Source organism: Agromyces binzhouensis, from assembly GCF_042672355.1.
GTDB classification, from domain to species: Bacteria; Actinomycetota; Actinomycetes; order Actinomycetales; family Microbacteriaceae; genus Agromyces; species Agromyces binzhouensis.
In genome coordinates, this window is record NZ_JBHXVJ010000003.1 from 157596 (window position 1) to 184301 (window position 26706).

Consider the following 26706-nt stretch of genomic DNA (forward strand, 5'->3'; position numbering starts at 1 on the left):
CTCCTCTGCGCCGTCCTCCGTGCCGCGGCTCACGCCGTGGCGGGACGCGGCTTCGTGCTCGGCGTGCGGGACGCCTTCGCCTCCTCGACGGGCGTGCCGGAATCGACGCCGCCGTCGACGGCGCCCTGGTCGATCGGCGCCTTCCGGGTCGGGAACGGGATGGGCGGGCGGTCGGAGACCGGTCGCTTGTCGCTCGAGAGCCACAGGGGTCGCTCGGGCAGCTTCCTGACGTCCTTGAAGATCTCGGCGATCTGGTGGTGGTCGAGCGTCTCGTTCTCGATGAGCTCGGCGGCCAGCCGGTCGAGGATGTCCCGGTTGTCGTTGAGCACCTGCCACGCCTCGTCGTGCGCCTGCTCGATGAGTGCGCGCACCTCCGTGTCGACCTTCTCGGCGACCTCCTCCGAGTAGTCGCGCTGGTGGCCCATGTCGCGGCCCAGGAAGACCTCGCCCTGCGACTGGCCGAGCTTCACGGCGCCGACGTTGGCCGACATGCCGTATTCGGTGACCATCTTGCGCGCGGTCGCGGTGGCCTTCTCGATGTCGTTCGAGGCGCCGGTCGACGGGTCGTGGAACACGATCTCCTCGGCGACGCGTCCGCCCATCGCGTAGGTGAGCTGGTCGAGCAGCTCGTTGCGCGTGACGGAGTACTTGTCCTCCAGCGGCAGCACCATCGTGTAGCCGAGCGCGCGGCCGCGCGGCAGGATCGTGATCTTCGTCACGGGGTCGGTGTGGTTCATCGCCGCCGCCGCGAGCGCGTGACCGCCCTCGTGGTACGCGGTGATGAGCTTCTCCTTGTCCTTCATCACCCGCGTGCGGCGCTGCGGACCGGCGATCACGCGGTCGACGGCCTCGTCGAGCGCGCGGTTGTCGATGAGCTGCGCGTTCGAACGGGCGGTGAGCAGCGCCGCCTCGTTGAGCACGTTGGCCAGGTCGGCTCCGGTGAAGCCGGGCGTCTTGCGGGCGAGGACCTCGAGGTCGACGCCGTTGGCGAGCGGCTTGCCCTTCGAGTGCACCTCGAGGATCTTCTGGCGGCCTTTGAGGTCGGGCGCGTCGACGCCGATCTGCCGGTCGAAGCGGCCCGGGCGCAGCAGCGCGGGGTCGAGGATGTCGGGGCGGTTGGTCGCCGCGATCAGGATGACGTTGGTCTTCGGGTCGAAGCCGTCCATCTCGACGAGGAGCTGGTTCAGCGTCTGCTCGCGCTCGTCGTGACCGCCGCCGAGGCCGGCGCCGCGGTGGCGGCCGACCGCGTCGATCTCGTCGACGAAGATGATGGCCGGCGCGTTCTGCTTGGCCTGGTCGAACAGGTCGCGCACTCGGCTCGCGCCGACGCCGACGAACATCTCGACGAAGTCCGAACCCGAGATCGAGTAGAACGGCACGCCCGCCTCACCCGCGACCGCGCGGGCGAGGAGCGTCTTGCCGGTGCCCGGCGGGCCGTAGAGCAGCACGCCCTTCGGGATCCGTGCGCCGACGGCCTGGAACTTGGCCGGCTCCTTGAGGAACTCCTTGATCTCGTGGAGCTCCTCGATGGCCTCCTCGGCGCCGGCGACGTCGTCGAAGGTGACCTTCGGGCTCTCCTTCGAGACGAGCTTCGCCTTCGACTTGCCGAACTGCATGACGCGGTTGCCGCCGCCCTGCATGCCGGAGAGGATGATCCAGAAGAAGAGGCCGATGAGCACGAGCGGCAGCAGGATGCCGAGCATCGAGAGGAACCAGTTCGGCTGCGGCACCTCGTCGTCGAAGCCGTCGGCCGGGTTCGCCGCGTCGACCGCCGCGATGACGTCGTCGCCGCGCGGCGTGACGTAGTAGAACTGCACCTGCGTGCCGAGGTCGTCCTCAGCCTCGGCGAGCGTGAGGTCGACCCGGTTCTCGACGTCGACGATCTTCACCGCCGAGACCTTGCCGTCGTTCAGGAGCTCGAGCCCCTGCTGCGTCGAGACCTCGCGGAAACCCGACTGGGTGATCAGGGTCGACCCGATCCACACCGCGATGATGGCCAGCACGATGTAGAGGATCGGCCCGCGCAGGAGCTTCTTCATGTTCATGGTGCTAGCAGGCTACCCTCTGGCCACTGGGCACCTGCTGCCTGTTCGCTGAAAGCGGTCAGCGCCCAGCGGTCACCGCTCAGCCCCCGTCGCCGCGGGCCGGCGCTCAGTCCGTCTCCCCCGAGGCCTCCTCCGGCGTCTCCCCCGAGGTCTGCTCCGGCGTCTCCCCCGAGGCCTCCTCCGGCGTCTCCCCCGGCTCGTACTGCGCCATGATCCCGTCGACGGTCGCCGTCGCCTCGACCGCGCTCGGCGTGTACCCGAGCACCACGGGCAGGAACCGGTCGGACGTCAGGGCCTGGAGCCGGAGGTCGGTCCGGGCGACCACGGTCGCCATCCGCCCGGTCGGCCGAAGGAGCGCGATCTCACCGAAGCCCTCCCCCGGACCGAGGTCGGCCACGACGCGCCCGTCGTGGACCACGTCGACCTCGCCGGACTCGATGACGTAGTACCGGTCGCCGACGTCGCCCTGCGCGAACACGACGGCCCCCGATGCCACGGACACGGGTTCGAGCCCTCGCGCGAGCCGCTCGACGGCTGGCAGGGGCAGCATGCACAGCATGTCGACGCGGCGCAGCAACCCGATCTCGCGGTCGAGCGCCGCCACGACGCGGTCGAGCCTGCGAAGTCGCCACCATGAGGCCACCGCGAGCACCGGGCAGAGGAGCCCGATCGCAATGAGCGCGGGCTGGATGCCGAACCATCCGATCAGCGCCGACGCGACGACGCCGCCGATGCCGACGAAGATCGCGACCGTGCTCTCGAGCACGCCGAACACGCGCGCGAGCACCTCGTCGGGCGCGGTTCGGCCGATGAGCGTGAAGCCGGTGATGTCGATGAGGGCATTGCCGACGCCGACGAACGAGAGCAGCACCAGGGCGACCGCCTGCTCGGGGAAGACGCCGACGAGCGCGATCGGGAGGCCCCAGAGGGCCACGCCGACGGCGAACCAGGCGCCGAGGCGACCCGTGCCGATGAGCAGCGAGGCTCCAAGCGAGCCGAGCACCGCGCCGACCCCGACCGAGGTCATGAGCGCGCCGACACCGGGCTCGCCGGTGCCGACGAGCTCGATCGCGACCACGACGGAGAGCACGGTGAGCGCCCCGCGCGTGAGGGACTGGGCTGCCGCGAGGCCGAGGATCAGGACGAGGTCCCGATCGCGCGCGACCGCACGCAGCCCCTCGACCGCCTCACGGCCGATGTTCGGCCGGTCGGGCGCCGACGGGCGCGGCGGGGCGTCGTAGCGCAACCCGAGGAGCAGCGCGGCGGCCGCGAACGACGCGGCGGCAGCGACGGCGAAGACGACGTCGACACCGGTGAACTGGAGCAGCACCGCCACGAGCAGCGGGCCGCCCAGGGTGGCGGCCGAGTCGAGCAGCCCGCGGACCATGTTGGCGCTCGCGAGCTCGTGGCCGGTCCGGCACAGCGACGGCAGCAGCGCGGAGTGCGCCGGGCGGTAGAGGGTCGCCGCGATCGTCGAGAGCACGGCGAGCACGTAGATGACCGCCGCCGGGCCCGCCGTCGCGACGACGACCGCGGCCGCCGCGGTCGCGAGGCCACGCACGACCGACACCCAGACGAGGACGCGCTCGCGGCGTCCCCGATCCGCGATGGGCGACAGCAGCGGCGCGAGCAGTGCGGAGGGGACCATGCGGAGCAGCCCCACCAGCCCGACCGCCGCGGCCCCGCCGTCGCGGTACGCGACGATCCCGAGGGCGACCGTGAAGGCCCACTCGGCCGTCCACGCGCCGAGGAAGCTGAGCTGGGCGCGGCGCAGGTCCGAGTTCCGCCAGTTGCTCGCGAATGCGGCGCCGGCGTCCCGCAGCCTGGTGCGACGCCCGCGCTCACCCATGCGACGACCTCCGGCCTACGGGCGCACGGCGCTCAGCTGTAGACGTGCGGCGCGAGGATCGCGACGTCGCGCAGGTTGCGGTAGCGCTCGGCGAAGTCGAGTCCGTAGCCGACGACGAACTGGTTCGGGATGTCGAACCCGAGGTACTTGACGTCGATCTCGACCTTCGCGGCATCCGGCTTGCGCAGCAGTGCGCAGATCTCGATCGACGCCGCGCCGCGCGAGGCGAGGTTGGCGGTCAGCCAGCTGAGGGTGAGACCGGAGTCGATGATGTCCTCGACGATGAGCACGTCGCGGCCGGAGAGGTCGGAGTCGAGGTCCTTCAGGATCTTCACGACACCGGAGGACGTCGTGCCCGCGCCGTAGGAGGAGACCGCCATCCAGTCCATGTTCACGTGCGGCTTCAGCTCGCGTGCGAGGTCGGCCATCACCATGACCGCGCCCTTGAGGACGCCGACGAGCAGGAGGTCGCGACCCTCGTAGTCGGCCTCGATGCGACGGGCGAGCTCGGCGAGCTTGTCGCGGATCTGCTGCTCGGTCACGAGCACTTCCGTCAGGTCGGCCTCGATCTCGCGCGAATCCATCCCGAGCTCCTCCTGCGTGCGTCTGGGCGAACGGATGCCACGAGCCTACGCCGCCGCGCGCTAGTGGTCGTGCGGCAGCACGTCGGTCGAGCCGGTCGTGGAGAGCACGACGTGCCCGCCGGCGCGTGCGGCGCGGATGCCGCGGGGCAGGTCGATCGGCCCCTGCCCGTGCCAGTCCGTGACGAGCCGGGCGACCTCGAGCGTCTGGGCACGGCTCAGCGACACCCCGAACTCGCTGTCGACGACGTGCCGGATGACGCGCTGCCGGAGTGCTGCGGGGTTCGCGGCGAGCGCCGCCGCCGAGATCGCGATGCCGGCCTCGGCGGGTTCGCAGATCTCCTCGATGAACTCGTCGATCTGGTCGGCGAAGGCCCGCTCGTCCTCGCGGAGCTGCTCGGCCGTGCGGGCGAGCGCCTCGGCGACGCCCGGGCCGAGCTCGGCCTCGAGCACGGGCAGCACCCGTTCGCGTACGCGCACGCGCGCGTACGCGGGGTCGAGGTTGTGCGGGTCGTCCCACGGCGCGAGGCCCGCGTCGAGGCACGCCTGCCGCGTCGTCGCCCGTCGGATGGCGAGCAGCGGCCGGGCGTAGCGCCCCGAGCGTGGGGCCATGCCGCCGAGGCTCGCCGACCCCGAGCCGCGGGCGAGTCCGAGGAGCACCGTCTCGGCCTGGTCGTCGAGCGTGTGGCCGAGGAGCACGACCTCGGCCCCCGTCGCGCGTGCGGCCGCGTCGAGCGCGGCGTACCGCGCGGCGCGTGCGGCGCCCTCGGGTCCGGCGCCGCCCGGTGCGGCCTCCGCATCGACCCGCTCGACGAGCACCGGGCCGAGCCCGAGGTCGCGGGCGACGGATGCCGCGGCATCCGCCTGCTCGGCCGACCCCGACTGCAGGCCGTGGTCGACGACGATCGCGCCGACGCGCCATCCGCCCCTCGGCCCCTCGAACGCCGCGGCGGCGGCGAGCGCGAGCGAATCGGGTCCGCCCGAGAGCGCGACGAGCGCGAGCGGGGTGTCGTCGCGCGGCCCGAGCACCGCACGCACCGCGCGTCGCACGTCGGCGATCGGCGGCGTCAGGCGGGGACGGCGCTCGGGGGGCATCACGTAACCTTATTCCGTCGTCAGCGGCGCCGATCGGGCGCGCGGCGACGCCGGTGCCGTCACGGCCCGCGAGACCTTCGAGACTCCACCATCCGAAACGAGGAGAACCACATGGGCGAGTACGCCGCCGTCATCGAGATCCCCAAGGGGAGCCGCAACAAGTACGAGGTCGACCACGAGACCGGCCGGGTCTTCCTCGACCGCGTGCTCTACACGAACTTCGTGTACCCGACCGACTACGGCTTCTTCGAGAACACGCTCGGCGACGACGGCGACCCGCTCGACGTGCTCGTGCTCACGCAGTACCCGCTGTTCCCCGGCGTCGGCGTGAAGGTGCGCCCGGTCGGCGTCTTCCACATGACCGACGACGGCGGCGGCGACGCCAAGGTCATCGCGGTTCCCGCGGGCGACCCGCGCTGGGACGACATCCAGGACGTCGAGGACGTGCCCGAGTACACCCGCAAGGAGATCGAGCACTTCTTCGAGCACTACAAGGACCTCGAGCCCGGCAAGTGGGTCAAGACCGAGGGCTGGGCGAACGCCGCCGACGCGGAGGGCCTGATCGCGAAGGCCATCGAGGCGTACCCGGGTCACTGAGCCCGAGCGGATGCCGCGGCATCCGCCTGCACGCGATGAGGGGGCGAGCCCGACGGCTCGCCCCCTCGTCGCGTCTCCGCCCGCGGTGCGTCGGAGTCAGCCGAGGTAGATGCCGCGCGCGGCCAGGAACGGGACCGGGTTGATGCGGCTCCAGCCGCTGTAGACCTCGAAGTGCAGGTGACAGCCGGTCGACGCGCCCGTGGTGCCGCTCGACGCGATCACCTGCCCCGAGTTCACCCGCTGCCCGTAGCCGACGAACAGGCCGCCGGGGCGGATGTGGGCGTACCCGGTCGAGATGCCGCCGCCGTGGTCGATCTTGATGAAGTTGCCGTAGCTGCCCGACCAGCCGGCGTAGACGACGGTGCCGGAGTTCGCCGCGTAGATCGGCGCGGAGCATCCGGTCGCGAGGTCGGTGGCGTAGTGGAACGAGTTCGAGCAGTAGCCGCCGCTGCAGATCACCTGGCGCGGACCGTAGGTGCCGGAGATCCAGCCGTAGGCGGGCTTGGACCAGCCGGAGGGCACCGTCTGGCCGCCACCGCCACCGCCACCGCCGCCGCCTCCGCCGCCGGCTGCGGCCGCCGCTGCAGCCGCCGCCGCTGCCGCCGCCGCTGCGGCTGCTGCCGCCGCTGCCGCCGCGCGTCGCCGGCGCTCCTCCTCTTCCTTGCGCTTGCGTTCGCCCTCCTGGTAGGCCGCTGCCGTCTTGGCCTCCTTGTCCTTCAGGAACTTGAGCTGCTGGTCGAGCTCGATCTTCTTCTCCTCGGACTCGGCCAGCGCCTGCTCGGCGGCGGCCTGCGCCGCCTGCGCGGCCGCGAGCGCCTGCTCCGCGGCGACCCGCAGCTTCTCGCGCTCGGCACGCGCCACCTCGGCCTGGTCGGCGAGCGACTGGGCGGTGTTGCCCGCCTCCTCTGCCTGCTCGTAGATGCCGGCCGTGCGCTCGACGAGCTTCTCCATCGATCCGAGCTTCGCGAGCAGTTCGTCGGTGCGGGCGGCATCGCCCGCGTCGAACATGAGGTTCATGCCGAGGTCGGATCCGCCCGTGCGGTAGAGCTGCGCCGCGAGCTGGCCGGCGTTCTGCTCGGCCTCCTCGGCCTCGGCCTTCGCCTCGTCCGCCTGCGCCTGGATCTCGTCGGCGCGACGCACGGCGTCGTCGTACTCCTGCTGCGCCACGATGAGCTCGTCCGTCCGACGCTGCGCCTCGGCCCTCGCCGCCTCGACGTTCGCCTCGAGGTCGGCGATGAGGCCGATGATCTCGTCCACGGCCTGCGCCGCGGCCTGCGTGTTCGCCTTGGCCTTCTGCACCTCTTCCCACGTGGGGTAGTCGGCTGCGGTCGCGGCGATCGGGTTCGCCACCACCCCGGCGGTCGCCGCGAGCGCGATGACGAGCGAGCCCGCGAGGGCGCGCATGCGCGACCCCCGGGTGACTCGGCGTCCTGCGATTCGCGACATGTTCCCCCATCCGCGCGGGCCGTGGGCACGCGCTCGCATGCCTCACCTACGGGCAGTGGCCTTGCCACACTAGGTTCGGAACGACCGCGGATCGGGCATTTCCGCCGCGCGTGGCGCGTCTTGCCCACCCCGTTTTGGATTCTGGCCGAGGTGTGCGTATGCTTTCTTCTCGGCGGTCGAGCCCTCGGGCACGACCTTCCGGCCCCATCGTTTAGCGGCCTAGGACACCGCCCTTTCACGGCGGCAGCACGGGTTCGAATCCCGTTGGGGTCACCCAGACGATGGGTTTACAATTGAAAAGCTTCTTTACGAGGCCCTGTGGCGCAGTTGGTTAGCGTGCCGCCCTGTCACGGCGGAGGTCGCGGGTTCAAGTCCCGTCAGGGTCGCTCAGGCGACAAGCCCTTTCCCTTTCGAGAGAAGGGGCTTTCTCCTTATCATCGAGGTGTTTCGGCACCCCGAGGCTCTGTAGCTCAGTTGGTAGAGCGTTCGACTGAAAATCGAAAGGTCACCGGATCGATGCCGGTCGGAGCCACAACGAAAACCCCCGGGCGACCGGGGGTTTCGTCGTCTCACTTGGCAGTTGGGCCGGACCTGCGGTGAGCGTGTGCCATTGTTGTGCCATTAACGCCGGGCCGGGGCACCCTCTTGTACCATGCCCGGGTCGCCGCTGGGCTTGAGACCGTCGGCCCTGATCGCCTCGTTGAGGGCGACGCCGGCGCGGAGCGCGACCCCCTCTCGGGCCCGTGAGTAGCGCTCGGTGACTTGGAGGCTCGAGTGGCCGAGCGTAGCCTGCACGTCGGGTGCACTCGCGCCGGCGTCGAAGAGGATCGTCGCGAACGTGTGGCGCAGGTCATGGATGCGCAGGTCGGGTTTGCCGATCGCGACGCGCAGCTCGTCCCAGTCGACGGCTCGGCGCACGTTGTGGCTCGTGAGGCGTCCGCCGTCGGCGCCGTCGAAGAGCAAGTCGCTCGCACGCTTTCCGCGTGCTGCCGCCTCGGCGTACGGACGTAGCGCGTCGATCAGCGGGACGTCCCGCGATTTGTGACTCCTCGGCGATTGCTCGATCAGCTCGCCGCGCATGCCGGGGCTCAACGACCGACTGACACGGATGACACCGCGGCCGAAGTCGACGTCGCCGACCCGAAGAGCGGTGGCCTCCCCCGCTCGCATGCCGGTGTACACCAGCGCCGCGAGGTAGCGGCGGTAGACGCCATCGGGCACCAACTCGAGCATGATGCGGATCTGGTCGAAGGTCAGCGCACGTGAGACTGGCGAAATCGACTCGCGCATGCTCGGCCGCTTCACCTCGCGCGCCGGGTTGTAGTCGATGAACCGAGAGCGGCGGGCACCGTCGAGCAGCCGCGAGAGCACTGCGAGAGCGTCGTTCTTGGCCGATGCCCCGCCCGACCACGCGACCATCGCCGACTCGATCATGGGCGAGGTGATGTCCTCGAGCCGGTGACGGCCGAGGCTCGGCTTCACGCGAATTCGCCAGGCTACGCCGTAGCTGCGGGCCGTCGCCGGTCGGATGGAGGCCTCGATCGCCGGCCAGTACTTCTCATGCCACTGGTCCAGCGTCATCGACCCGTTCGGGTTGCGGCCGGCGACCATCTTGGCCAGCTCGCGCTTGGCCTCGGCGAGCGTCAGGAAGGTTCGGGAGCGCTCGGCTGCGCCGCCCTCGACGCTCGGGCCCACGACTCGGATCTGGTAACGCTGTCGATCGGCTCGCCATCGGATGCCTTCAGGAAGCGGCCGGCCCGTGCGCGGATCGACGCGCGTCGGGGTGTCCTTCGTCGGCCTCCCGGCCATCAGTGTTCCGTTCCACCCCGCGCGAGCAGCTCGTCGATCGTGTCGGCGCTCCAGAGCAGGTGCTTGCCCATGCGGGCGTCGGGCTCGGGGATGAGCCCATCGTGGCGCAGCTTGTCGAAGCTCGAGACCGGGATGCGACACCGCTCGGCCGCCTCGACTCGGCTCAGACACTCGACCCTCCACGCGGTGTCGACCATGACGCTCCCCCTCGACCCATCGGCCGCCAGCTGGCATCTCATGCATGCCGACCCAGGCGCGGCTATTTGCAAGTACCTGAGGCTATCACCGCACGCGGGTTTCGGCAAGTACCTGAGTTGTGTGGCTAGACTCGAGCCATGGGTCTTCCCGAACCGTCCCCATGGGCGAATCAGTCGCAAGACGGACTGCTCGACGCGACCGACCTTCCCCACGGGTGGCATCTCCCGAACCGCTTCCCCGGCGAGCGGAGCGACGATGCGAGCGCGCAGATCGACGTACTCCTCGGATACAACGACTGGGTCAATACCGAAGATCAGGGCACAGCACGGAAGGCTTCCGACCAGAACGAGACGATCGACGGACGCTGGCGCTACCTCGAGCACGAAGTCACGCATACCCGCGTGATGATCCGCCTGCAGCGGCAGCCGTTCGCCGTGCCCGAGGAGATTCGAATCACCGGGGTGATCTACCTCCCCTGGCGCCCGGGCGACCCGATCACGAGCCAGCTCCTCCGCGAGCTGCCGACCGCCCGCATCGAGGCCGCGATCAACAAGCGCCTCTTCGCGATGAAGCGCACCGAGACGATCACCGGCGGCAAGATTGTGCTGCCGTCCGGCCGAAAGGTCAGCGAGCGCGACCTGCTCAACCCGCTCGGCGACCCGAAGAAGACGCCCGACTTCTACGAGCTGGTCGCCCTGCAGCACGGCCAGCTCACCCGGGAGGGCGACAGGAACCCGAGCGCGACGATGGCGGAGATCAACGGCGTCGCCCTGTCGACGGCACAGGGTTGGATCACGAAGGCCCGCGAGCGCGGCCTCCTGCCTCCAGGACGGCGAGGGCGAGCGGGATAACATCGCGACGATTTGGAAGCTGCGACCACATCAATTCGGTAGACATCCCTGTCGCGGTTGGCGTGCCCGTGCGGGCGTCTTCACCGGCGGGGCTTACGCCTTCACGATTTCGCGCACCAGCGCGCGTGAGGCTCGGCCCGAACATGGGTGGCGCGAGGACCCGCCTTCGGGCGCACTAGATCATCCCGGGCGGCCCGCCGTGGATTCGTCGCGTCAACGCTGCGGCTTCTCAGCGGCCCGCGTGCGACTCGCGATCGGACCGTCGAGTACTCTCACCGTCTCCGACCTGACAACTCGCTCCAGCACGTCGACCATGGTCTGCAACTGATCGGGCGGGAACTGGACTTCCCCGTGAGCAAGCTTGTTGCGAATCGTAACGAGGACATCCACCAGTGGAAGCTTGTCGTCGACCCCGTCCATCGCGCGTACCGTCGCCACGAGCGGCAAAGACTCCAGCTCCGGTCGAACGTCGACCGGCAGCGACTTCAGAACAGCCCCGAGGTCACCACTCAGGCCGCCGGGTGGGAATTTCATCAGCCGGGTCGAGAGGAATTTGGCGTCCTCCTCGCTAAGCGTGGGCAGAACGCGCTCGAGAAAGGCGTCACGCGTCGCCGTGTACTCGGCTTGCTTCCTGGCCCTCTGGTCTCGAGTTTCATAGCCTCTCAGGCCCTCCAGCGCCTGAACGAGCATGAGGTAGCGCGAGCGCGGACTTTGATCTCGCATCGTCGAGATATCGCCCATGATCTCGATCAGTGGGTGCTGGCGCTCGGCCAGCGTTCGCCAGGTCATGAGGAGATCGAGCAGGCTCGCGTTGTCGGCTACGACCTTGAGAGCGGACTTGACCTTCTGCGTCTCGGCCCGGCTGGAGTCGGTAGGTGTTTGCGTGAGATCCCATCCGAAGACCTGGTCTCGCCGCGCCCGCGCGTCAGCGGCATCGAGCCCCAAGAAGTAGTGGATCGCACGCGGGGCTCCCGTGAGAGCTGACACCATCTTGCGAAGCGGTAGCACCCAGCCGAGCCACCAGTCCGTCACGGTCATCGGGTTGTCGGAACTCAGGCGAATAGTAGGGCTCGACCTCATACCGAACTCGTAACCATCGAAGGCTCGAATGGAGATCGTGTAGAAGGTCTCCATGTTGATGCCATCTCGTTCCCACGACAGCGATGCGCCTGACCTGTTCAGGGTGGCGGACCAGATCCGCTCCTGCTCTTGGGCGGTGGTCTTCGGATTCGGCATCGTTACGGAACCGATCGGAACGGTGTCCACCACGGACTCAATCCCCTCAATCTGGATCTCCACTGCTCGGAAGATCGGCTGTGAGACCTCGGCCGGGAGTGGAGCGAGTGAAATGACAGCGAACGCCCCGAGCGCAAGTCCCTGGGACTCGACCCAATAGTTCAACTCGCCGTTCATGAGTGAGACGCGGGCGCCCGACGACAAGGTGCCGCGGAGGCAATCGAACTCGTGGCGCTGCGGGAACGAAGCCATGCCACCTCGCCACTCGATGGGCATCTCGCCGTAGACGGTTGCCTTCGGCCAGTGCCCGGGCTCGACGGTCAACAGCCCAGGTGCAGGCCGGATGCCGCCTTCGCCATCCGGAAGGTCCCAGGTGCAGAGGTGCTCGCCCGCTTCAAAGGGCAGCTTGACCGCTGCTGTCTCTTGCCGACCGCTCATTAACCACCGTCCTCATCTCGTGCGAAGGTGAGCATCCTTTGAACGGGAGTCGGAAGCAATCTGCTGACCTCGACTTCGTCGACGACGCAGGCGAAGTTGTGCCAGATCTGCCGGCGGATGCGCGGAACCGATACCCCGTAGACACGAGCGAGGGACGCCTCAATGGCATTGACTGCCCCGGGTTGTCTTGGTTCTGCCGAGTCGCGATCCCCCGATGGGTGGTCGGTCTCCGTGAGGATGCGGTCGAACGGAATCATTGCGACGCTCTCCGGAAATTTGAGGTTGGCTGCATTAACCGAGAACCAGCATCCCAGAGATACGGCGCGGGCCGTCTCTTCACGGTTGCCTCGCCACCAGTGGAGTATGGCGCCCCTAATCGGGGTGTCTGAGAGCGCGTCGAGCACCTGCGCGTGCGCACCGCTGCTGTGAATCGACGCGATCCGGGGACTTACAGAGAGCACCTGCAGGATCGCACGGAACGTCCCCAGCTGCGTCGCCATGGGGACCCGCGACCGACGGTCCAACCCCACCTCGCTGACATAAGGGGTTGTACGGGCGAGCGAAGCGAACCGCTCTGGATCGAAGTCCCGCTGTGCGGCTTGCACACCCGGATGGCAGCCGATCCCCCAGACGGTCACGGCATCGCGTCGGCGCTGGGTCGAGCTGAACTCGTCGATTGAGCGGGTCGCGGCGAATACGACCGCGCCTAGCCGCTCCAGGTCTCGCGCAGGGATCGAGGTCTTGACGTGCGCGTGAAGATCGAGAGGTGGGAGCGCCGGACTCACGCGACCACCTGTCGGAGCTCGTCGACCCCGAGCGCGCAGAGTGTCAACGCGTCCTGTGCCCTGTACCCCTCGGGAAGTGACATCGCCATAACATCGCGCGGCCGCACACCGCGGGCAACGAAGTCACGCATGGGCTCGACGATGCTCTTGCCGCGCACGAACTCGTCGAATCGGCGACTTGTGTCGTTTACGAGATACGTCGTTGCGTCGGGGACACCGGACGCGGCGAAAGCGGAGCGTCGCACGAGGCAGCCGAAGCAGACACCGCACGCGGTGCCGGCGGGTGCGCCGCTGTATCGGCCGTCAGTGTGCGAGCAGGAATTGGTCGCGCTGAGGTAGCGGGACGCTTCGTCAACGCCGATGGCCGCCGCATGGCGGCGGAACATCTCCCCCTTCGTGATCGGTTCAAATGGATTCTCGAGCAGGCCGTGCCCGCCCGCGGCGGTGACCAGAGCGCTCAGTTCACGAAGGAACCGCGGATGTGTGGTGTGGGTCGACAGGCTCCCGCGACGGTCGGGACCGAGCGGCGGATTCAGGGAGGCGAAACCGTTCTCCGGTATCCAGAGGAGCGAGTTGGCGCGTTCAGCCACGGCGAGGCCGAGTGCGAGGAAGAGGAATGAGCGCGACCTGGTGGATGTCTCGCTCCGGAAGCCGGTGCCGTCGAGACGGCGACTCGCACGGTTCAGATGGAACTGGTGGTGAACCTGCGCCTGTCCCGGAACAAGTCCCTCGATCGCCGCGACGAGGTCTCGCTGCACCGGGGAGAGGGCGGTGAAACTGTAGTGCGACACCAACGCCTGCGAGCGGCCCGCTCCAAGGTCGAGAGCGGACAGCAGCGCACCGACGGCCGAGTCGGCACCGCCGCTGAGAAGCACCGTGCGGCCGTGACGTTCGCCCTCCACGGCGAGCGGCGGGAAGGCCGCCGCGGGAGCCTGCGTGAAGATGAAGCTCCAGTGGTCGCCCGTCAGAAAGCCGATGAGCTCTGACAGCTCGTCGGCGCGAGCAGTCCAGATGTCGGCGTTGGCGACGTCGATGGTCAGGTCGAGGTCGCGGGCGTTCCAATCGGAGCCACGACCCACCCGAAGGATCGACCGATCAGCTGCGAGCACGGCAAGGGCGATGCGGACGAGATCTACGTTGATCGGGTTGACGGCGCCGAGTTCGTGAAGGTACGGCCCGGTGGATCCGGTGAACGTGGTTCGGCCCGCCCCGGTCCAGAGGAACACCTCGTCGAACATGCCGTCGGTGAGGGCCGCGTCAGCCGTGGCTTCGGACAAGGTGAGCATCAGACGACTCATGGCGCGACTCCAAAGATGATTCCGATGTCGCGGATGCCGGTCTCGATCGCGGTGGACATCTCCTGCTCGGTGGCGCCGGTGGCGGTGAGGTTGGCCTGTGCCGCGTACTCCGCGGCGACCTCGCGGATCTGTTGTTCCACGCTCTGCCGCTCGGCATAGGACGCACCCTGCTGATACAACGTCGACGCGATTTCGGTCAGCGCCGTCTCGGCGATCGTCGTCTCGATCGTCTTGCGAACGACCTCCTCGGGAGTCGGCGTCCGATCGCTGGGCTGCTCGAGGATCCACGCGACCACCTCGGCCACGATGCCGCGTTCCTCAGCGTCCGCGATGGTGCTGTCGGCCTTGGCATCAAACGCCGCCTCGACGATCCGGATGCCGATCGCGACCGGGTCTCCGAGCGCGCGCAACTCGTCGTAGTTGAGTCCGGCCCTGTCGAGAGCGGCCCGGTCGCCGGATGAGTACGCGAGAGCAAGGCTCCCGCCGCGACCCGCCGCACGCGAGATACGTCCGACAGATCGCGTCACGCCGCCGGACGAGCGGCCACCACCTCCGCCGGCTCCGCCGCCCCCACCTCCGCCAGGGCCATCACCGCCCCCGCCTCGGGAACGGAAGAGTAGGCGGACTGCGGGGCCCAGATCGATGGTCCGTGCGGGCGCACCTGCCCCCGTCGCTGGAGTTGACTGCTGTCCGCCCGCATCGCCGTCACCATCGGCGTGGCCATCAGCGGCCCCGGTGACGCCGCCGTCGTCACCGTCAAGCCATCCGGCGATGTTGTCACGGAGGTCCTTGGCGTCCTTGCCGCCGCTGCCGCCGAATGAGCCACTAGTTCCCATTGCCAGCCCATTCGTTCTCGACGACCGCGATGGAGTTCACGACCTGTTGAGACGTTGCCCCGGATTTCCAGGCGGCAAGGACCGGGCCATACGTCACCCCGTCGAGCGGTCGCAGCTTCACGACGGTCGCCACCTCAACGTCAACACCGCGAATGGACTTCAGAGCGCTCACGACGTCACCCGTAACGGCTGGCTGGGTCGCGGCCAGGCGAAGCAGGCTCTCCACCGAAAACTTCTGGATTGAGGGCTGGTCTCGAGTTCGCCGCCCGAGGTAGCCGACGAGCGTGCGCGCGTCGGTCTCCGGGAGCGCACGAAGGGCATCGTCGGTGATCCCGGTGCGATCCACTTTGAGGGAGGAGGTGAGGGCGGCCGCCAGGTCCCTGAGTCGCTCGGGAAGACCGGTGTCGATGACCTCGATCTTCGCGAAGGAGGCCGCGAGGTACAGGTACCCGGAGATTGCCGTGGCGTTCAGAGCGGGCGGAAGCTTCGCCCAACGCTTCAAGGTGTCCGTGAAGCCGTCGTCGGGCACCGAGGCAACGACGATCTCGTCGGCTGCTGCCTTCGCGACCTTGGCCTTGACCGGAGGCTTTGGCTGTTCGGCTGCCGGCGATGCTTCGGCTTCTTCGTCCACCCGCACGGACGGCCCGTTCGCGACGAGTTCGAGTGCCTCGAGCTTGTCGCGAAGCTGGTTCGTCGCCAGCCAGTCGAGCACCTGCTTGAAGTCCTCGGTGAGGATGCGCTCGAGCACCATCAACTTGGCGACGGCGTCCGGCGCCAAGTCGAAGCCGCGGCGTTGGGCGATGCTCTGACGGACGTTGAGGTCATTGAGGAACCGCTTGATTCGGCGCGGGTTGCCGTGGAACTTCTCGTAGAGGATGGGCGTGAGACGCGCCGCGGTGACGAGATGGTCGGCGAGCCGGCTGCCCTCCTCGACTTCGATGGCGTCGAGGCCACCGCCCGAGATCCTCAGCCCGTCGCACTGTGAAACGAGCGCCTCGTACGCGTCGTCCTCAAGCCCCGACTTCGCGAGCAGGAGGAAGAGGTACGCCTCGGTGTCAAAACGGCTGAGGGCCGGAACCGGGATCGTCGTCTGGACAATCTTGTGCAGGTACAGCTTGGCGGGCGACTCGTCATCCGTGCCGCCGTCGGGCGAATGGAACTTCTGCTGGATTGCCTCCGCGACGCGGTCCTCGTCCGCCGCGATCACGAACGACATGCCTTTGGCGGAGAGGAACAGGCGGATCGCCTCGAGCGTCTCGACGACGGTGTCCGGGAGGCAGCGGTCCAGATCGTCGACCAGGACGACGACTCGGGAGATGTGCCGCAGCGCGGGGTCATCGAGGAGTGCCTGGAACTCTTCGCGGAACGCCGCCATGCCTTTCTCGCCCTCGAGGCTCTCGGGGTCGTCGTTGACCAAGCCCAGGACGTCGTCGAACTCAGGGAGCTGCAACGTGATGGCGGTCCGCGCCGCCATCCTGACGGCCTTCGTCCAGTTGACCTTGCGCACGAGCTTCTTGAACATCAGAAGCCCGGCCTGCCCGACTGGGTCGCTCTCGTTGAACTCCCCGTTCAGCGCGCCGAGGACCTCGGCGATGAGGCTCTCCTTCGGGCCGACGGCGGGGTCGTATCGCCATGGCTGCGTGGGCACGACCAGCACCTTGCCGTCGAATCCCTGCGAACGCGCACCGATCTCTGCCACGACAAGCTCAAGCACGCTCGTCTTGCCGCTCCCCCACGCTCCGGAAAGCCCGATGGCGATCGGATCGAGGTCATCGTCGAAGATCGCGTCTGCCACGGTTTCGGCGACTGCGCGGAATGCCAGGAGATCCCTATCCGCTGGCTCGTCTGACCACAAAGGAAACGCATGCGCTCCCACTGATGTAGTTGTTGTCCCCATTTGGCCCTGATTATGACAGCCACGTCCGACACCTCAAGTGCACCGTTGTGGGTGTCGTCGCTTCATCTCCTAGACGCTTCGGACGAACTCTCCGGGCGGTGGGCGAGGCACGGTCGCGAAGCCTCGTACGCTGGCGGTCGTGAATAACGACATCGCCGTTTCGCTATTCGCGGGCTTGTCTGCCGCGGCAGCAGTTCTGGCTCTGGTCGGTGTGCGTTCGGCGCGCAGTGAACCTACCGCGGCGAAGGAGCTCATCGCGCTGGGCATGATTCTGAAGACATCTCCCGACGGCAGTGGCAACGAAAAGCTGAGCCGACGAGCGCTCTTGCTGCCGATCACACCAGCAATCGCCCGACCTCATGGAGCACGAGAGGCGAACTCACAGCACAGCTCGCATAGGCACCACTTGCGTGCAATGCCCGCATGGGGATCATTCTTCGCGCTCGACCGCGACGGCCAAGCGCGAACCCGACCACCGCACCAGCCAACCCGAAGGCCGACGACCGCCCAACAATGCTTTGACTCCGGCTCCTCCATTCTCACCTCCGCCACTTCACCCCAACATGAATGGACGTATGCTACCGTAGGTAGTTGCAAGAACCTGAGCTAGCTCGGAGGAAGGCGATGCGCGGTGGAGTGATCCTGTACCGAGGTTCCGGGGCCGACGCGCGCCGGTACCTCGAGTCCGATCGCTCTCGCGCCGACGACTACTACCTCGAGGGCGGCACGACGCTGGCCGAGTTCTCCGTCGTTGATGGCAACGGTGACCTGATCGGCGAGGGCGCACTCACCCCCGACCAGTACGCCCAATGGGTCGACTGGATCAACCCGCTCACCGGCGAATCGATGGGCACGCCCCGCCACGCCGGCGACGCGCGCCATGGATCGCCGCGGTTCGCCGAGATGGTCGTCAACGCGCCGAAGTCACTGTCGATCGCCGCGGCGCTGCACCCCGAGGTATCCGATGCCCTCGATGCGGCGCAGCGCGACGCGGTCGCCGAGATCCGCGTTTGGCTCGGCCAGCACTCGGTCACGCGGGTCGGCCCGCGCGGGGCGCAGCGGGTGGTGCCGGTCGAGCAACTCGAGACGGTCGCGGTCTCGCACAAGACCTCGCGGGCGGGCGACCCGCACCGGCACATCCACTTCCAGATCGGCACACGCGTGTGGGCGGATGCCGCGTGGCGAGGTCTCGACACCGCGGCCCTGTTCCGGCAGCAAGGCGCGATCCGCGCGCTCGGCACCGCGGTGATCGCGGCGCACCCGCAGCTCGCGGCCGCGCTCGACGCGCACGGCCTCACGCTCGACCCGGTGACGGCAGAGGTCACCGAACTGCAGCCGTTCAACGCGGCGATGAGCAAGCGTGCCGAGCAAGTCGCGCGCAACCTTGCGCACTTCGAGAAGGACTGGCGCGCGGCGCATCCGGACCAGGAACCCGGACCCGCCGCGATATCGCGGCTGACCGTGATGGCGTGGGATCACGAGCGGCCGCACAAGAAGCCGACCCAGCTCGGCAGCGAGGACGCGTGGCGGCGCGAGCTCGAGGCATCCGGCTATCGACCTGATCTCGAACGCGTGCGGGCGCAACGGGCCGTCGCGCTCGATGAGCTGAGCGTGCAGGATTTCGCATCCCGCGCGCTCGATCGATGCGCGGCCGCCGCGTCGACGTGGACGGTGCACGACATCCAGGAGCACGTGTCGCACCTCGTGACCGAGGCCGGCGTGCGTGCCGAACCGACGCCGCTGCGCGAGTTCGTCACTCTCGCCACGCACCTGGCCGAGGAGAACTGCCTGTCGGTGCTGCCGCCGAACGGGCCGCACCCTGAACACGTCGCGCACCTCACGAGCGCGCACGTCATCGCCGTCGAGACCCGGCTGCGTGATCTGTTCACGGCCCGGGCCGAGCAGCAGCAGGTGCGCACGCCGGACCTTTCGCGCATTGCGCAGCGACTCCGACTCGACCCGGCACAGACGCGCGCGGCTGCGGCCGTGGCATCCGCTCAAGCGCTCGTCGTCGTGGAGGGTGCGGCCGGCGCGGGCAAGACGACGATGCTCGCCGCTGCGATCAAGGCGGCGGCGATGCAGGGTCGCAAGACCCGGGTGGTCACGCCGACGAAGAAGGCGGCCGACGTTGCGCACCAGGAGCTCGGGGTTGCGGCCGACAGCGTCGCCAAGCTCGTGCACGAGCACGGGTGGCGGTGGAATCGCGACGGTGTGTGGACGCGGCTCACCATCGGCGACCACGACCCCGATACGAGTGCCGTGTACGCCGGCCCTGCGGCATCCGCTCGATTGCGCCGAGGCGAGCGAATCGTCGTCGACGAGGCTGGAATGCTCGACCAGGACACCGCGCTCGCGCTGCTGACCATCGCCGATGGGGCCGGCGCCACGGTCGCCCTGGTCGGCGACCGTGCGCAGCTCTCGGCAGTCGGCCGCGGTGGCGTGCTCGATTTGGCCGCGCAGCTGCTCCCCCGCCTGCACCGCATGACGGCCGTGCACCGATTCGTCGACCCCGAGTACGCCGCGCTCACCGTGCAAGTGCGGCGCGGGGACAATCCGGAGGCGGTCTTCGATCGGCTCTGCGAACTCGGGCTCGTCGCGATTCATGAAAGCCCGGATGCGCAGCTCGAGGCGCTCGCGCGGGAGTGGCGCGAGGGTTGCGCGATGACCGTTGCGACGAACGACGAGGCGCGCGAGTTGAATGCGCGGATTCGCGAGGAGCGGGTGCGAGCCGGCGATGTCGATGACAGCCGCACGGTGACCGGGAGCGATGGGCTGAGCATCGGGCGCGGCGATGTGATTCAGACGCGGCGGAACGACTCGGGCTTGCGGGTGGCAAATCGCCAGGTGTGGGTCGTTCGGAGCGTGGGTGAGGATGGCGCGGTGTGGGCGAGCGAAGATGCCGCCGGCCATCGGCATAGATCTGTGCTGCTGCCAGCGGACTACGTCGCCGAACACGCGCATCTCGCGTACGCCGCCACGGCCCACGGCGTGCAGGGCATGACAGTGGACGAGTCAGACACGGTGGTTGACGATGCGATGGGTGCAGCGGGTGTCTACGTAGGAATGACGCGCGGGCGGAGCGTGAACCGCATACATCTCGTGGCAGCAGACGTGTACGATGCCCGTGCGCAGTTCGTGCTCGCAGCGGAGCGCGATCGCGCCGATCGCGGGCTCGCGAAAGCGACAACCGCAGCACAAGAGTCTGTGCGTGGACTCACATCCAGCTCTGCGTCTTCGCGACCGACCGACCCTGCTCATTTCGGAACCGCTGATGGGCGGAGAGCCAGAGGACCCACCATCACCTTCTGAGAACCGCGCTGTTCCGGATTGCTCAGCGAACGCATGAGCCGTGAGCTACGGTGACCTTTGGCTCGCTGAACAGATCCGGAGAATCATGGCAACTGAGTATGTTGAAGTGGCTTGCGACGAGTCAGGCAATGAAGGGGAGAACCTCAGCCGAGCTGGTAGCCGCGTCTTCGCCCACGCCGGTGTGAACATTTCGTCCGCAGCCGCCGAAGCCGTGATGGACGAAGTACGAGCCCGTACCGGCGCGAAAGCAGGCGAGCTGAAGAGCAGCGTTCTACTAAAGCCGACAAACCGCGATGTATTGGAGTGGTTCCTCGAGGAGCCACAGTTCGCAGGGAACGTGAACATTCATTTCACGGACAAGCAGTACTTTGCCTGCGGGAAGATCATCGACATGCTCGTCGAGCCCGTGCTCCATGAACGTGGGCATGACCTTTATCGCAATGGGAAAGCGCGTCAGATGGCGCACACCCTCTTTGTGGATGCGCCGGCTCAACTCGGAAGCCCATGGGATACGGGCGTTGACGAGTTCAATACGATGCTTCGAGCCGCCGTGAGGTCAGGCAGCAAAGCTACTCTGGAAGAGTTCTACAGCACTCTCGAAACGTTGAGAGGAAACGCGACCGGCAAGCTGGCTCTCATCCTGAGACTCGTTCATGCAGGGCGAAGCGAGGCCGCCAACCTGATAGCCGACACGAAAACGACGTCTGTTGAATACCTCGCCCTTGACCCTACGTTCGCCGCCCTCGCGACAGTCGCGCGCACGTGGCAGGAACGTTCTGGGCTGCCCGTTCGCATCGTTCACGATGAGACATCACTACTTACCGCTGAGCGAATTCAGACGATAAAGCGAGGATTGGCCGAGCCGAGCGTCGCCGGGTTCAGCGTTTCCCCGGTCACGCTCCAAAGCGTGACGATGGTTGACTCAAAGTCTGACTCCCGAATTCAGGTTGCAGACCTATTCGCTGGAGTGGGCCGCGTGATCGCTATTGACGCGCTAGCGGGCGGCACGGATCAACTCATCGACCAGATTCAGCCATTCGTCGACCCAAACAGTATCTGGGGCGATGATGCGTCGTGGGAAAGCCTTGCCGGCCGCGCGGCGTAAGCGCGTTGTGCTCTCGGGTATCTCCACGCTCGGCCAGGCGTGGGTGATGACATGAGCGGCAAACAAGCAAAACGTAAGCGTCAGGCGGAACGGAGTCGACCCACACACGTCAAGAATGCAGAACGTGTAGGTCGCGCAGCTGATGCTGTTATAGCTGTCGATGTGGGTGACATCGTGCTCAAGGACCGGGTTCCCCAGGTCGTAGTCGGAATATGTCGGGCAGCAGCCGCACAGAGCAAAGTCGTTGCCATGCTTACCGCTGCGGGTAATGCAGCCTCCGCCGCACCGAATCGACGACTCGTTCTGGAAGCTGCTATACGACTCCTTTGGCTGGCTAGCCTCTCTCGAGATGAGCGGCGACAAGCTGTAGACATCATGCTTGAAAAGGATCGGAAAGACACGAACTCGACGCTTGGCTATCTGAGTTCGCTAGGTCAAACTGTCGATTTCGACCCCACGGAGATGAACGAGTTCGAACTCCTCTCCCCGACGAAGGGGGCATTGCAAGAGCAGACCCGAAAACTGGATGCGGCGGTGAAGGCGACGGAGGTCGAGCCCTGGTCGCTCTACGCCATGTGGAGGGAGGAGACGAAATCGGCTCACCCATCCGGATCGCTCGCAGGCCAATATGCGCCGACGTTTGACGACAAGCACCTGGCGAGCGGCGAGCCATCGCCCATGGACGGGGATCTCGAAGCACATCAGTTGATTCAGTTTCTGATTGTGATGACCACTCGAGATCTGCTCATCCAGGATGGGGTTTCGCGTGAGATCGCGGACCGGATCCCTGAGGCTTTCCACGCGAACTCGCCAACCCAGTTCGAATGGCCGGAGTGAAACCGGCCGACCACTGGACGCGGCGCGCCATCGGCGGCTACGACCCCGAAAAGGATGCCGAGTACGCCGACCCTTCGGCACCGCTCGACTCACGCTCGGCGAACGAGTCGTCGACGGATTGCAGATCATGTGATCCGCCAAGTCGCACGATCGCGATGCGGCGTGACGGCCGGGTCGGCTACGCGAGTTGCCCGGCATGGCACAGGTCACGATGGCGCCGCACTACTGGCTGCACTGTCCGGAACGATTGTCGAGAGAGAGAGAGAGAGAGAGAGAGAGAGAGAGAGAGCCGAAGCCTACCTTTCGGGACATGTCGAGATAGCTATCGAAGCGCTTGCGGAGCGCGGCGCCTTGAGAAATGCCGCGCCGGTAGGCCCAAAGAATTTCAGGCCTCTCAAACCTCGCGCCTGAGGTAGTCGCGAATCTCGAGATCCATGTTCTCAACGGCTCGAGCGTTGACGACGAGCGAGATGGATCCTGGCGCCTCAGTTCCATTTACGTATCGCACCACGTCCCAATCGGAAAGCAGCGAGAGTGCATGCGTGTGGTCCGAAGACTGACCTGGCCTCTCAACGAGGACGTCTGGGTGAATTCGGGCGCTTCCCTTTAGACGGATCTTGTAGAGGTGAAGGTCGAAGGACTTGCCGTGATTCTCGCGCGCATAGTTCTTGAGGTTTGCGCGATCGTCCGCAGCCTCGCGTGAACCAAGATGAACGGGCTGGTCGGGATCCAGCGCCAGTGCGGCGCTGTGGCTGACATGCCACCAGTTACGATCGAACGCCTCATTCGGGTCCTCCAAGAGGGTCGCGTCCTCGGGGAGGATAGCGAGCTCTTCCGAGAGATACTTACCGCAGGTGCAGATGTCTACTGGGTCCTCTGGTGTGGCGCGCGGACGAGCGAACCGGTGCCCGGCCTCGCACCTGTTGCCCCACTCCCCTTCCCCAGCGACCAACAGCCGACCTGTGCCGTGCGGCGCGATGGCATGGTAGGTGGGCACGAGCAACCGTCCGTGCGGGTTAGTGACGAACTCGGACATGGTGAGAGCCTCTCATGCAGGCCGATGTCTCAACTCCGGAGCTGTTCCTGAACTTGCCGCCAAGCGTGTTCTGCCACCCCATATTCGTGAGCCCGTCCGCACCTCACCACCGCTGTTTGTGCCATTAATGTGCCATTAGATGCGCGAAAACCATCTGAAACCAACTGTGACTGTTTCGAAGAATCCCTGATCAGCGCGATATCGCATCCACAAGAACTGAGCGAAAACCGCCCAGGCTCACTGAAAATCGAAAGGTCACCGGATCGATGCCGGTCGGAGCCACAGATGAAAACCCCCGGTCCGCCGGGGGTTTTCGCGTTTCCGGATGAGGGCGATTCGGCAGACTCCGTGCCCACTGCCCACAACTCACGACCGATCTGCGTGATCCCGTGTGGGTTCAGGGCACCGGCCACGGCGTCTGAGTGGTTCTCGAAGAGGACCGCGTCGTCGTCGAGCGCCATGGCGGCCGACGCGTGCCCAAGGTAATCACTCCAGCCGATGTCGCGGGCTCGTCCAGGTTCCACGACGAGGCGAGGCGTTCGTCTACTCGTCTGAGGCGGCGGCCGTCATGCAACCGTCGTCGACCCAAGCTGCTCGCTGATCTCCTTCGCTTCCTTGCGGAGCTTGCTCACAAGGCTGTCCCACGCACGGTCGTTCACTCGGGAGGCCGGACCCGCGATGGTCAGCGCGGCGGTAACGCCGCCGGTGTGGTCGAGCACAGGGACAGCGATGCTCGAGAGCCCGACTTCCTGCTCCTCCTCGCAGATCGCGTACCCGTTGCGTCGAACCTGCTCGAGCTGGAGAAGGAGATCTCGCCGATCCACGACCGTGCGCGGTGTGCGCTGCTCGAGGGTTCCGGAGAGGATCCGATCGATGAACATCGGCGACTGACCAGCGAGCAGCACCTTGCCGGATGCGTTGGTGTGCAGCGGTGACCGCCTGCCCACGTTGGCGACCATGGTGAAGGTCTCTGCGGACTGCCCGCGATCGAGGTAGAGGACGGAATCATCGTCCAGTATTGCGAGCAGAGCCGCTTCACCGGTCTGCACCGCGAGGTTGTCGAGGTGGACGCGCGCGACACGGCTGACGTCGACCCCTCGCAGCACCGCGGTGCCGAGCTCGTACATGCCCCAGGTGAGCGTGTACCGGGCGTCGTTGTCTTTGCGAACCAGCCCTTCGACCTCGAGCGTCTTCAGCAGGTTGTAGACGGCCGGCTTACTCAGGCCCGCGGCGCGGGCGAGGTCGCTGAGTGAGCTCGGCTGCGGCGTTCGGGCGATCTCCTTGAGCAGGGTGACCGCACGAGTCACCGACTGTACCGTCCGGGGCGACGACGGATCCGGGTCAGGTGTGATCATGCGTTGCTCGTCTCGTTGCGCTACGCCTGCCCGTGCGCGACACGGGAACGACGGGATACAGAATCGATTATGACCGCCACCAGCAGCACTGCGCCGGTGATCATGAAGCGAATCGACGAATCCAGGCTCAACAGCGTCAGTCCCGACGAGATCGCCGAGATGACGATGATGCCCAGCAGTGCCGAGTAGGCCGACCCTCGTCCACCGAACAGGCTCGTACCGCCGATGACTGCCGCGGCGATGGCGTTCAGGTTGGTATCGCCGCCGCCACTGCTCGGGTTGGCCGATGCGAGCCGCGCGGCGGCGAGGATGCCGCCGACCGCCGCGAGCGTGGAGCACAGGATGAACACGGAGATATACGTACGGTTCACCCGGATGCCGGCCCGGCGGGCGGCCTCGACGTTGCCGCCGATGGCGAAGACGTCGCGTCCCCACGAGGTCCGGGTGAGCAGGAAGTGGAACAGCACGACCAGCGCGATGAAGAACACGAACATCGCTGCGACGCCACGCGTGAGGGCGAGGTACCAGGTGAGGGTGCTGAGGGAGACGGTGAGCAAGACCCCTCGGATGATGATCCCGCTGCGGGATGCCGAGCTCAGCGACATCGATGCACGGTGGCTCGCCCGTCGGAGACCGTTGTAGATGTAGCTGCCTCCGGCGAGCAGTGCCAGCAGGTAGGCGACCCACGGCGGGAGGAACATCTGCTGGGCGAATTGCACGATCCACGAGTCGAACGGGATGTTGACCGAGCCGTTGGTCCCGAGGACGTACAACTGGAATCCGAGGATGGCCAACAGGCCCGCGAGCGTGATCACGAAGCTCGGGACGCCGAACCGCACGAATAGGGCGCCGTAGATCAGGCCGATCCCCGCTCCGACGGCGATCGCGATCGAGATGCTCAGCAGGAGCGGCCAGTCCATCCGGGTGAAGGTGACCGCGAGGATCGCCGCGGATAGGCCGCTGACGGAGCCGACCGAGAGGTCGATCTGGCCGAGTAGCAGCACGAGCACGACACCGAGGGCGACTGTGCCGACCGCCGCGGACTCGAGGGTGAGGTTCACCAGGTTGGCGCTGGAGAGGAAGAACCTGTTGAGCGACTGGAACACGATCGCGATGAGGATCAGGCCGACGACGACCGGGAGAACGCCGAGATCACCGCCGCGCACGCGACGCCATGCGCCTTGGATCTCGCCCCGGAGACCGGGCTGGACAGCGAGCCGCTCGTCCTGCAGGTCGAGCAGCTCAGTGGGGGTCTTGGTGATGCTCATTTCTGTTCCTTCGCGGCTGCGCGACGGGTGACGACGTTGTCCGCCGCGCCGGTGATGGCGGTGATGATCTGCTCGTGGCTGACCTCGTCGGTCACGAATGTGCCGTTGTTGCGCCCGAGGCGAAGCACGACGACGCGGTCCGCAACGGCGCGGACATCTGCCATGTTGTGGGTGATGAGAATGACGCCGAGTCCGTTCTCACGGAGGCGTTCGACGAGGTTGAGGACTTCGGCGGTCTGGGCCACGCCGAGGGCGGCGGTCGGCTCGTCGAGGAGGACGATCGAGGGTTCTCCCACGAGGGAACGAGCGATCGCGATCGTCTGCCGCTGCCCGCCCGAGAGTGACGCGACGGCGATGCGGACGCTCGGGATCCGAGCGGACAGCTGGCGCAGGAGCAGCCAGGACTTCTGCTCCATTTCGTCTTCGCGAAGTCGCCCGCCCTTCTTCATCTCGCGGCCGAGGAAGAGATTCGCGACGACGTCGAGGTTGTCGCACAGCGCGAGGTCCTGGTAGACGGTGGCGATACCGAGTTCTTGGGAATCGACCGGACTCTCGATCTTCGTCGGCGCGCCGTTCCAGAAGATCTCGCCGTCGTCGGCGGAGTGCACGCCGGCGAGGACCTTCACCAGCGTCGACTTGCCGGCGCCGTTGTCTCCGACGAGGGCGACGACTTCGCCCGCGTGGATCTCGAGGGAGATGTCGGTCAGCGCCCTGACAGCTCCGAATGACTTGTTGATGCCTCGCAGACTGAGCAGCGGGACGGGTGCAGTTGTGTTGGTCACGTCGTCATCTCCCATGGATGAGTTCGGCGTCGGAGGCCGGCAGGCCGGCCTCC

Annotated in this window: 21 protein-coding genes and 3 tRNA genes; 8 read left to right on the top strand and 16 right to left on the bottom strand. The window is 67.1% G+C overall.

Features of this window, described 5'->3' with window-relative positions:
* Positions 1-29 precede the first annotated feature (29 nt).
* The 4 genes from ftsH to tilS all read right to left on the bottom strand — a co-directional run bounded on the left by ftsH (position 30) and on the right by tilS (position 5570).
* Entirely contained in the window at positions 30-2045 is a 2016-nt protein-coding gene (gene ftsH / locus ACFVHK_RS06595) for an ATP-dependent zinc metalloprotease FtsH (protein WP_376928108.1), read from the bottom strand.
* A gap of 106 nt (positions 2046-2151) precedes the next feature.
* On the bottom strand, positions 2152-3894 hold the full coding sequence (locus ACFVHK_RS06600; protein WP_376928109.1) for an MFS transporter: 1743 nt from the start codon (positions 3892-3894) through the stop codon (positions 2152-2154).
* A 32-nt stretch (positions 3895-3926) separates the two neighbouring features.
* Positions 3927-4478 carry a hypoxanthine phosphoribosyltransferase gene (gene hpt / locus ACFVHK_RS06605; protein WP_129235415.1) on the bottom strand — a complete coding sequence of 184 codons (552 nt, stop codon included), beginning with the start codon at positions 4476-4478 and terminating at the stop codon, positions 3927-3929.
* A 60-nt stretch (positions 4479-4538) separates the two neighbouring features.
* Entirely contained in the window at positions 4539-5570 is a 1032-nt protein-coding gene (gene tilS, locus ACFVHK_RS06610) for a tRNA lysidine(34) synthetase TilS (RefSeq protein WP_376928110.1), read from the bottom strand.
* 90 nt (positions 5571-5660) lie between these two features.
* On the opposite strand from tilS, the gene ppa reads away from it, so the two are divergent.
* Positions 5661-6167 (top strand): inorganic diphosphatase, encoded by a 507-nt coding sequence (ppa, locus tag ACFVHK_RS06615; RefSeq protein ID WP_277985248.1) that lies wholly within the window; start codon positions 5661-5663, stop codon positions 6165-6167.
* A 96-nt stretch (positions 6168-6263) separates the two neighbouring features.
* Here ppa and ACFVHK_RS06620 read toward each other — a convergent pair whose 3' ends face one another.
* Positions 6264-7571, bottom strand: a complete 1308-nt coding sequence (locus ACFVHK_RS06620) for a peptidoglycan DD-metalloendopeptidase family protein (RefSeq protein WP_376928111.1) — start codon at positions 7569-7571, stop codon at positions 6264-6266.
* A gap of 242 nt (positions 7572-7813) precedes the next feature.
* Here ACFVHK_RS06620 and ACFVHK_RS06625 point away from each other — a divergent pair.
* From ACFVHK_RS06625 to ACFVHK_RS06635, 3 genes are all read left to right on the top strand, one after another.
* Positions 7814-7886: transfer RNA gene (locus ACFVHK_RS06625), tRNA-Glu, on the top strand.
* A 39-nt stretch (positions 7887-7925) separates the two neighbouring features.
* Positions 7926-7999: transfer RNA gene (locus ACFVHK_RS06630), tRNA-Asp, on the top strand.
* Between the two features lie 73 nt (positions 8000-8072).
* Positions 8073-8145 (top strand) — tRNA-Phe (locus ACFVHK_RS06635).
* A gap of 89 nt (positions 8146-8234) precedes the next feature.
* Here the strand turns inward: ACFVHK_RS06635 and ACFVHK_RS06640 are convergent.
* Together ACFVHK_RS06640 and ACFVHK_RS06645 are read right to left on the bottom strand one after the other, a co-directional pair.
* On the bottom strand, positions 8235-9308 hold the full coding sequence (locus ACFVHK_RS06640; RefSeq protein WP_376928112.1) for a tyrosine-type recombinase/integrase: 1074 nt from the start codon (positions 9306-9308) through the stop codon (positions 8235-8237).
* Between the two features lie 113 nt (positions 9309-9421).
* A complete protein-coding gene (locus tag ACFVHK_RS06645) occupies positions 9422-9619 on the bottom strand; it encodes a hypothetical protein (RefSeq protein WP_376928113.1) in 198 nt (65 codons plus the stop codon).
* A gap of 138 nt (positions 9620-9757) precedes the next feature.
* Here ACFVHK_RS06645 and ACFVHK_RS06650 point away from each other — a divergent pair, with 138 nt between their 5' ends.
* Positions 9758-10471, top strand: a complete 714-nt coding sequence (locus tag ACFVHK_RS06650) for a hypothetical protein (protein ID WP_376928114.1) — start codon at positions 9758-9760, stop codon at positions 10469-10471.
* A gap of 213 nt (positions 10472-10684) precedes the next feature.
* On the opposite strand, the gene ACFVHK_RS06655 is transcribed toward ACFVHK_RS06650, so the two are convergent.
* The 5 genes from ACFVHK_RS06655 to ACFVHK_RS06675 form a co-directional block, all read right to left on the bottom strand.
* Entirely contained in the window at positions 10685-12145 is a 1461-nt protein-coding gene (locus ACFVHK_RS06655; protein ID WP_376928115.1) for a hypothetical protein, read from the bottom strand.
* Complete coding sequence (locus ACFVHK_RS06660) at positions 12145-12930, bottom strand: TatD family hydrolase (protein WP_376928116.1); 786 nt, start codon at positions 12928-12930, stop codon at positions 12145-12147. The genes ACFVHK_RS06655 and ACFVHK_RS06660 overlap by 1 nt, the downstream gene beginning before the upstream one ends.
* Positions 12927-14228 (bottom strand): hypothetical protein, encoded by a 1302-nt coding sequence (locus ACFVHK_RS06665; protein ID WP_376928117.1) that lies wholly within the window; start codon positions 14226-14228, stop codon positions 12927-12929. The genes ACFVHK_RS06660 and ACFVHK_RS06665 overlap by 4 nt, the downstream gene beginning before the upstream one ends.
* Positions 14225-14755, bottom strand: coding sequence for a hypothetical protein (locus tag ACFVHK_RS06670; protein ID WP_376928118.1), 531 nt, complete (start codon positions 14753-14755; stop codon positions 14225-14227). The genes ACFVHK_RS06665 and ACFVHK_RS06670 overlap by 4 nt, the downstream gene beginning before the upstream one ends.
* Positions 14756-15053: 298 nt before the next feature.
* Complete coding sequence (locus ACFVHK_RS06675; protein ID WP_376928119.1) at positions 15054-16961, bottom strand: KAP family P-loop NTPase fold protein; 1908 nt, start codon at positions 16959-16961, stop codon at positions 15054-15056.
* Positions 16962-17597: 636 nt separating this feature from the next.
* On the opposite strand from ACFVHK_RS06675, the gene mobF reads away from it, so the two are divergent.
* The 3 genes from mobF (at position 17598) to ACFVHK_RS06690 (ending at position 22212) form a co-directional block, all read left to right on the top strand.
* Positions 17598-20270, top strand: coding sequence for a MobF family relaxase (gene mobF, locus ACFVHK_RS06680; protein WP_376928120.1), 2673 nt, complete (start codon positions 17598-17600; stop codon positions 20268-20270).
* An 85-nt stretch (positions 20271-20355) separates the two neighbouring features.
* Positions 20356-21375, top strand: coding sequence for a DUF3800 domain-containing protein (locus tag ACFVHK_RS06685; protein ID WP_376928121.1), 1020 nt, complete (start codon positions 20356-20358; stop codon positions 21373-21375).
* A 39-nt stretch (positions 21376-21414) separates the two neighbouring features.
* Positions 21415-22212, top strand: coding sequence for a hypothetical protein (locus ACFVHK_RS06690; protein ID WP_376928122.1), 798 nt, complete (start codon positions 21415-21417; stop codon positions 22210-22212).
* Between the two features lie 394 nt (positions 22213-22606).
* On the opposite strand, the gene ACFVHK_RS06695 is transcribed toward ACFVHK_RS06690, so the two are convergent.
* The 4 genes from ACFVHK_RS06695 to ACFVHK_RS06710 form a co-directional block, all read right to left on the bottom strand.
* Positions 22607-23248 carry a hypothetical protein gene (locus ACFVHK_RS06695; RefSeq protein ID WP_376928123.1) on the bottom strand — a complete coding sequence of 214 codons (642 nt, stop codon included), beginning with the start codon at positions 23246-23248 and terminating at the stop codon, positions 22607-22609.
* A gap of 566 nt (positions 23249-23814) precedes the next feature.
* Positions 23815-24603: an IclR family transcriptional regulator gene (locus ACFVHK_RS06700; protein ID WP_376928124.1), complete on the bottom strand. Its 789-nt coding sequence runs from the start codon at positions 24601-24603 to the stop codon at positions 23815-23817.
* Between the two features lie 20 nt (positions 24604-24623).
* Positions 24624-25871 (bottom strand): sugar ABC transporter permease, encoded by a 1248-nt coding sequence (locus ACFVHK_RS06705; RefSeq protein WP_376928125.1) that lies wholly within the window; start codon positions 25869-25871, stop codon positions 24624-24626.
* Positions 25868-26668: an ATP-binding cassette domain-containing protein gene (locus tag ACFVHK_RS06710; RefSeq protein WP_376928320.1), complete on the bottom strand. Its 801-nt coding sequence runs from the start codon at positions 26666-26668 to the stop codon at positions 25868-25870. Before ACFVHK_RS06710 ends, ACFVHK_RS06705 begins: the two co-directional genes overlap by 4 nt.
* Positions 26669-26706: the final 38 nt, after the last annotated feature.